The following is a 7,424-nucleotide window of genomic DNA, read 5'->3' on the forward strand; positions in this document are numbered from 1 at the left end:
CAGATTTTCACGCCCTGAATAGCCGACCTATTCAGGGTTTTTTATGCCAAAACATGAAACAAGCACTTTTCCTGTTCGCAATTATTGCCGTTATTCTGAACTCCTGCTCGCAGTATGTAGCGCCCGTCGGTGGTAAAAAAGACACCCTGGCACCCGTTCTGATAAAGAGTATTCCCCTCAATAAACAGAAAAATTTCAAGGACAAAACCGTTGAGCTTTTCTTTAATGAATACATCCGGGTTGAAAATCCGAACCAGAAAATTCTGATCACGCCCGAACCGGAAGGACCCTTCAAAGCCCGGATCCGCCCGACAAGCTTGCGGCTGGTTTTCGAAAAACCCTTCAAGGATAGTACAACTTATACGTTCAATTTCACCGACGCGGTTAAAGATATCACGGAAAACAATCCGGCGCTGAACCTGAAATTAGTGTTCAGTACCGGCGACACCATCGATTCACTGCGGGTAGGAGGGAAGGTCACGGATATCCAGACCGGGCAGCCGGTGCAAAATACACTGGTCGGTCTTTACCTGCCGAGTGATACGCTAACCCCGACGAAAATTAAACCGTATTTTTTTACACGTACCGATACCGCAGGAGTTTTCCTGCTCGAAAATGTAAAAGACGGACGTTACAGAATATTCGCATTTGATGATAAAAACCTGAACCTGATCTTAAATCCCGGACCGGAAAAGGCAGCTTTTCGGACCGATGAACTCGATCTGAAAGCCAACAATGATACGCTCAATTTTCAACTTTTCTCTTTTTACAATACTCCTCCGCGCTCGGTGAGAACCCAGCAAATGGTCAGTACGTATACGTACGTATTTGATCGGGGAATTGAAAATTATACGGTTCGTTTCGAGAATCCGGCGGACAGTCTGCCGTCGTATTTCCGAACCCCAACGGAGCTGACCTTCTTCAATTCCAGGGCAACCACCGATACGGTTCGGGTGCAGATTGCGGTGACGGATTCCCTGGAAAACAAAGCGGAACTCACCCAGAAATTCAAGTTCCGAACACCGACGCGCCGTGAAACGGCGGAGCCGGTTACGTTCAGGGCGACGCCCGCTGATAATGGAGACATCGACCGAAAGATGGAAGTAGTGCTGGAGTTTTCAAAACCGATGAAACAGATGCTGGTGGACTCGGTGCGGTTATTGACCGATAGCACCAATCAGGTTGCGCTCAGCCCGCAGGACTATCGGTGGGAAAATAACCAGACCCGTTTTATTCTAACCAAAACCACAACCGCCCGCAACACCATCATTCTGCGGTTAGGCAGGGGCGCGTTCATCAGCGCCCTCAATGACTCGACGGCCCGCGCCGAACTAAATTATACGATCCGCGATCCGGAGAAGTACGGCGTCTTAACCGGAAAGGTAAATACCACCGCCAAGCAGTTTATCGTGGAACTGCTGGACGAAAATTTTAAGCTCGTCGATAAACAACTAAACAACTTGAACTATCGCTTCGTTACTATTAAACCGGGTCGATACCGGCTCCGAGTCATCGTCGATGAAAACGGAAATGGGCGGTGGGATAGTGGTAATGTAACCGAAAACCGCCAGCCGGAACCGATCTACTTCTTCACCCGTAACAAAGGAATCATCCCCATCAAGGCAAACTTCGAGGTCAGCGCGGATATTGACGTATTCTGAAAAGGTCAATGTGAAATTAAAAAAACACAAATTTTCGGTGGAAAAGTAAGTGGAAAACTACCACCTCGGTGTGAATAAAATGTGAAGAGGGACAAAAGCGGCTGTGGATAATAAAAATCACATTGTGGAAAAGTGCGCTGCAGGATGTGGATAGTGTATAACCGCTCGATTCTCCACAAATTATTCCCGCGTTCATTAACACGTGGAAATGTTTATACTGTATCTTGTGGAAATGTGCCTAAGCACGGGCACTTTTCCAGAGACGAAATGTGGACAATTGAAATATCGTTTGATAATCAATCAGTTGCGTGTTGATAACTTTTCCGACAATGTGGATAACCGGTTTTCGTTATTCACATTTTTACGAAGTGATTGTGAATAACGGACTTGTCCACATATCCACAGCCACCAACCCTTTAAATCCTTTTATTATTTAATTAATAAAAAAAGAAAAATGAAGAAGATAGCCGGTGTACTGATGGTACTGTTTGTCGTTGGCTTGTCAACTGGATTTGCGCAGGAAGGACAGGACTTAGCCGATGAGTATTTTAAAAAGGGCGAGTTCGATAAAGCCTATACGATCTATCAAAAGTTGATGAAAACCGGTGTCAGCAAACAGGTCGTAAGTCGGTACATCGAGAGTGCGATCAAATTGAACAAAAGCAGCGATGCCGAAAAGGTGATGCGTCGGATGGTAAAATCGGAAGACAAGAACCCGTATATGTTACTCCAGGCCGGCATCCTGGAAGAAAGCCGCAATGATTCTGCTAAAGCGGAGGTTTATTTTAACAAGGCTATGTCGGTGGCTGGCGGAAGTATAAATGGCTTGCCCGAACTGGCTCAGGACTTCGCGGAACGAAATAAACAGGATTGGGCCATTAAGGCCCTGAAAAAAGGCCGGGAACAAAGCCGGGAGCCACTGGCCTATGCCGGCGAGCTGGCCCGGCTTTATGGTGCAGTAGGAAAGAAGGAAGACATGGTCAATGAATTGTTGCACTGGGGCTTAATCCCGGGTAATCGCGATAATGTACAGGCCATTTTGCAGGACAATCTGAAGGATAACGACCAGAAGATGCTGGAAACCGTCCTGTACAAGAAAGTCCAGGAAAGTCCGAACGAGATGTTTTACACCGAAATGCTCGTCTGGTACCTGACGCAGAAGAAAGAGTTCTATAAAGCCTTCATTCAGGAACGGGCCCTCGACAAACGCTTAAAATTGACCGGTGTGCGTGTTTATGATCTGGGTGCGGTTGCACTCCAGAACAAGGATTATAAGAACGCAGCGGCCATGTTTGAGTACGTTGCGAAGGAATATCCGCAGGGGCAGCTCTACGCCTTTGCGCGTCGGCTGGTGATCAAGGCGCGGGAGGAGCAGGTGAAGAACACCTATCCCGTCGATAATCTGGAAATCCGGAAGCTGATTGCCGACTACCAGAAGATGTTTCAGGAGCTGGGCAAAAACAACCGCACGCTCGAAGCCCTGCGGAGTACGGCGAATCTATACGCGTTTTACCTCGATGAGAAAGATACCGCACTGGCCATTTTGCAACTGGCCACCGAAATCAGCAAAAACGAGAAAACGTTTATCGACCGCTGCAAGCTGGATATGGGGGATATCTACCTGTTGAAAGGCGAACCCTGGGAAGCTACCCTGCTCTATTCGCAGGTCGAAAAGTCGCAGAAAGAAGAACTGCTGGGGTATGAGGCCAAACTCCGAAACGCTCGGCTGCATTATTTCAAAGGCGATTTCGAACTGTCGAAAGAAGTGCTGGACATTCTGAAGCAGGCGACCAGCCGCGAGATTGCCAACGATGCCGGGGCGCTCAGCCTGCTCATCATGGATAATACCGGCATGGATGGGGATAGTAACGAAACCGCCATGAAGCAGTTCGCTTCCATTGAGCTGATGTTGTTCCAGAACAAAGTCGATTCAGCCGCGCTGGCGCTCTCCGAAATGTATGCCACCTACAAGGATCATAGCCTGGCTGACAACATTTTATGGTTACGCGCCAACACCCTCATCAAGCAAAATAAGGTCGAGGAAGCCTTGAAGGACCTGGAGCAGATCACGGCCAATTACGGCGAAGACGTTCTGGGCGATGATGCGCTTTTCCTGACGGCGAAGACGTACGAGGAAAATAAGAAGGATAAAACCAAAGCGATGGAACTCTACAACCAGCTTTTGCAGAAATATCCGGGAAGCATTTTCGGCGCCGAGGCCCGAAAGCGGTTCCGGGCGCTGCGAGGAGATGTGATCAACTAACGAAAAAACCCGCCGGGCAGCGGGTTTTTTCGTTTCAGGCGGTTTGCAGCAGAAACTCCTTGAATTCCGCAAAATCCGCTTTCATTTTGTGACTCTGTTTGGGCCGGTTCATCAATTCTTCCAGGGCCGCCGGAATTTCGACCGGAGTGTGGATAACCGACTCCACCAGCTCTTTGAATTTCGCCGGGTGCGCGGTGGCCAGCGTGATTCCACAGGTATCCGGGGCCGATTGTTGATAACTTGTTAATCCCAGATAACCGACCGCCGTGTGCGGACACATGACATAACCAAATTGTTGATAAACCGCATCCATGGCCTGTTTGGTCTGCTCATCATTGAAATAATAGCCCGACAAAATCTGTTTCAATTGCTCGAAATTGTCATCAAACAGGTGGGTGAGCCGCACAAAATTACTGGGAGCACCCACATCCATCGCGTTTGAAATCGTTTCGACCGACGGTTTTGGGGCATAAACACCGGTTTCCAGATACGTCGGAACGACGTGGTTCAGATTCGTAGAAGCTACAAACTGGTGCACCGGTAAGCCCATTTTATAAGCCAGAGTGCCGGCGCTCAAATTACCAAAATTGCCGCTCGGCGTTGAAAAAACGACCGGTTTGCCCAGGTGCTTCACCTGACCGTAGGCCCGGACGTAATAAAAACTCTGCGGAATCAGCCGGAAAATATTGATCGAGTTGGCGGATGCCAGGCTAAACTGCTGGTTTAACTCCGCATCGATAAAGGCGGTTTTTACCAGGGCCTGACAATCGTCGAACGATCCATCCACTTCAATCGCTGTAATATTCTGGCCCAACGTTGTCAGTTGCTTTTCCTGCAATTCACTGACGCGGCCACTCGGATACAGAATCGTTACTTTAATCCCGGGTACGCCCAGAAAACCCATGGCGACGGCTCCACCCGTATCGCCGGAAGTGGCTACCAGGATATGGACTTCCCGGTTTGATTGTTCCAGGAAATAGCCCATCATCGCGGCCATATAACGCGCGCCAACGTCCTTGAACGCCAGGGAAGGCCCGTGGAACAATTCCAGCACGTGCGTTTTTCCGTTGTCCAGCGCCACCACCGGCGTATCGAACGGAAAAGCGTGATGGACGAGTTCTTCCAGTTTTTGGGAAGGAATCGTGTCTTTGAAGAGCGCCGAACTGATCTGGAAACCAATGTCGGCCAGGTTGCCGCTGGAAATGGAATTAAAAAAATCCGCTCCCAAAAAAGGAATGGTTTCCGGCATGTAAAGACCCCGATCGGCCGGCAGACTTCGGAGCAAGGCTTCTTCCATCGAAACCCGACCGGAAGGATTATTGGTACTGTAAAACTTCATGGCAAAAGGCTAAAAATTGCCGCAAGTTACGAAACCCCAAAACGTTAAGCGAACAAATAGTACGACAAAAGGTAAAAACTAGGTTATAAGGTAGAGGGAACCTAAATCGGTTACTTTCAATTATCTAACTTTGCAGGCTTCAAAAAATCAACAAACAAATGTCAGTAGGCTTTTTTCAGGTTCCGATTCCACACAATGAGCCGGTTAAAGAGTATCGCCCCGGTTCCGACGAGCGCGCTAAATTAAAAGCCGCCCTCGCCGACGCTTCCGCCAAACCCATTGATATTCCGATGCATATCGGTGGCGAAGAGGTCCGAACCGACGTACAGAAAGAAGTAATTGCTCCGCATAACCGGCACCAGATTCTGGGCTATTACCACGAAGGCGATCAGACGCACGTTGAACAGGCAATTACCGCGGCTCTGAATGCGAAAGAAGAGTGGGCTAATCTGTCATGGGAAAACCGGGCCAGCATTTTTCTGAAAGCCGCCGAGTTACTGGCGGGCCCCTATCGCTACAAAATTAATGCGGCCACCATGCTGGGCCAGTCGAAGAACGCTTACCAGGCGGAAATCGATTCGGCTTGTGAACTGATTGATTTTCTACGGTTTAACGTGCATTACGCAACGGAAATCTATAACCAGCAACCCCGGTCTTCGGCAGGTGTCTGGAACCGGCAGGAATACCGCCCGCTGGAAGGTTTCGTTTTCGCGCTGACTCCGTTCAATTTTACGGCCATTGCCGGAAACCTGCCAACCGCCCCCGCCATGATGGGAAATACCGTTGTCTGGAAACCGGCCATGCAGCAGGTTTATGCGGCACACGTTATCATGGAAGTATTGAAAGAAGCCGGTTTGCCCGATGGCGTTATCAACCTGATTTATGTCGACGGTCCGCTGGCAGGCGAGGTCATTTTCAAACATCCGGATTTTGCGGGTATCCACTTTACGGGTAGCACCGGGGTATTTCAGCAAATCTGGAAAACGATCGGGGAGAATATTCACCTCTATAAATCGTATCCGAGAATTGTGGGCGAAACCGGCGGAAAAGATTTTGTCCTGGTTCACGATTCGGCCGACCCGAAGGCCGTGGCGACGGGGCTGGTTCGCGGTGCTTTTGAATACCAGGGCCAGAAATGTTCGGCCGCATCCCGGGCCTACCTTCCATCGACGCGCTGGGAGGAAGTTAAGGAATATATCCTGGCGGATCTGAAAGCGATTAAAATGGGTAGCGTCGAAGATTTCAGCAACTTCGTCAATGCGGTGATTGATGAGAAAGCCTTTGACAAAATCAGCCGGTACATCACGAACGCGAAAAACGACCCGAGGGTGGAAGTCGTTGCCGGGGGCAACTTTGACAAAACCGACGGTTTCTTTGTCGAGCCAACGGTCCTCTTGGCGGCCGATCCATTATATGTAACGATGTGTGAAGAGATCTTTGGCCCGGTTTTGACGGTTTACCTGTATCATCCGGACAATTTCGAACAAACCATCGAGTTGGTCGACCAGACCTCACCGTATGCTTTGACAGGGGCGGTTTTTGCAAAAGACCGCTACGCCATCGAGCTTGTTACGAAAAAGCTGTCGAATGCAGCCGGTAATTTTTATATCAACGACAAGCCGACGGGGGCCGTTGTTGGTCAGCAACCCTTTGGGGGCGCCCGGGCTTCCGGCACGAACGACAAAGCGGGCTCAGCCTTGAATTTATACCGGTGGGTATCGGCGCGGACGATTAAGGAAACATTTGTCTCCCCAACGGACTTCCGCTATCCTTTTTTAGGCGAAGAATAGCGGTTTGACTGGTAAATCCAAAGATTTATTTGCACTCAGAAAAGAAAATGAAGTTAATCCAAGTTTTTTCAGAAAATGACTTGCGCTGAGTAAAACAAACCGCTACCTTTGCAGTCCCAATTAGATAAAACGGTTGAACGAGCACACGTTCAGCCACCGTTTTCCGAACGAGGAAGACACGTTCTTTGACAATTTGACCAGATAAGTAAGAAGATTAGTACCTGCGTATAGTACAATACAAATCATTTACAATGGAGAGTTTGATCCTGGCTCAGGATGAACGCTAGCGGCAGGCCTAATACATGCAAGTCGAACGGATGTCCTTCGGGGCATTAGTGGCGTACGGGTGCGTAACGCGTAAGCAACCTACC

General features: G+C 49.2%; 4 protein-coding genes and 1 rRNA gene. 4 read left to right on the forward strand and 1 reads right to left on the reverse strand.

The window, feature by feature from the left end; translation table 11 throughout:
* The first annotated feature begins 53 nt into the window (after nt 1–53).
* Both ACFPMF_RS23515 and ACFPMF_RS23520 read left to right on the forward strand, forming a co-directional pair.
* Nucleotides 54–1,661, forward strand: coding sequence for an Ig-like domain-containing domain (locus ACFPMF_RS23515; RefSeq protein WP_379849706.1), 1,608 nt, complete (start codon nt 54–56; stop codon nt 1,659–1,661).
* A 454-nt stretch (nt 1,662–2,115) separates the two neighbouring features.
* A complete protein-coding gene (locus ACFPMF_RS23520; protein ID WP_379849708.1) occupies nt 2,116–3,924 on the forward strand; it encodes a tetratricopeptide repeat protein in 1,809 nt (602 codons plus the stop codon).
* 34 nt (nt 3,925–3,958) lie between these two features.
* On the opposite strand, the gene thrC is transcribed toward ACFPMF_RS23520, so the two are convergent.
* The gene (thrC, locus tag ACFPMF_RS23525) at nt 3,959–5,263 is read right to left on the reverse strand and encodes a threonine synthase (RefSeq protein ID WP_379849709.1); all 1,305 of its coding nucleotides are present in this window, start codon (nt 5,261–5,263) and stop codon (nt 3,959–3,961) included.
* Nucleotides 5,264–5,421: 158 nt separating this feature from the next.
* Between thrC and pruA the strand changes: the two genes are divergently transcribed.
* Both pruA and ACFPMF_RS23535 read left to right on the forward strand, forming a co-directional pair.
* Complete coding sequence (gene pruA, locus ACFPMF_RS23530; protein WP_379849711.1) at nt 5,422–7,053, forward strand: L-glutamate gamma-semialdehyde dehydrogenase; 1,632 nt, start codon at nt 5,422–5,424, stop codon at nt 7,051–7,053.
* 248 nt (nt 7,054–7,301) lie between these two features.
* A 16S ribosomal RNA gene (locus tag ACFPMF_RS23535) occupies nt 7,302–7,424 on the forward strand; the annotation flags it as partial.

Source organism: Larkinella bovis (assembly GCF_042655385.1).
Classification (GTDB): Bacteria; Bacteroidota; Bacteroidia; order Cytophagales; family Spirosomataceae; genus Larkinella; species Larkinella bovis.

What these genes read in the sequence shown, in the direction of transcription:
- ACFPMF_RS23515 (WP_379849706.1), top strand. Translation starts at nt 54, where the DNA reads ATGAAACAAGCACTTTTCCTGTTCGCAATTATTGCCGTTATTCTGAAC.
- ACFPMF_RS23520 (WP_379849708.1), top strand. Translation starts at nt 2,116, where the DNA reads ATGAAGAAGATAGCCGGTGTACTGATGGTACTGTTTGTCGTTGGCTTG.
- thrC (WP_379849709.1), bottom strand. Translation starts at nt 5,263, where the DNA reads ATGAAGTTTTACAGTACCAATAATCCTTCCGGTCGGGTTTCGATGGAA.
- pruA (WP_379849711.1), top strand. Translation starts at nt 5,422, where the DNA reads ATGTCAGTAGGCTTTTTTCAGGTTCCGATTCCACACAATGAGCCGGTT.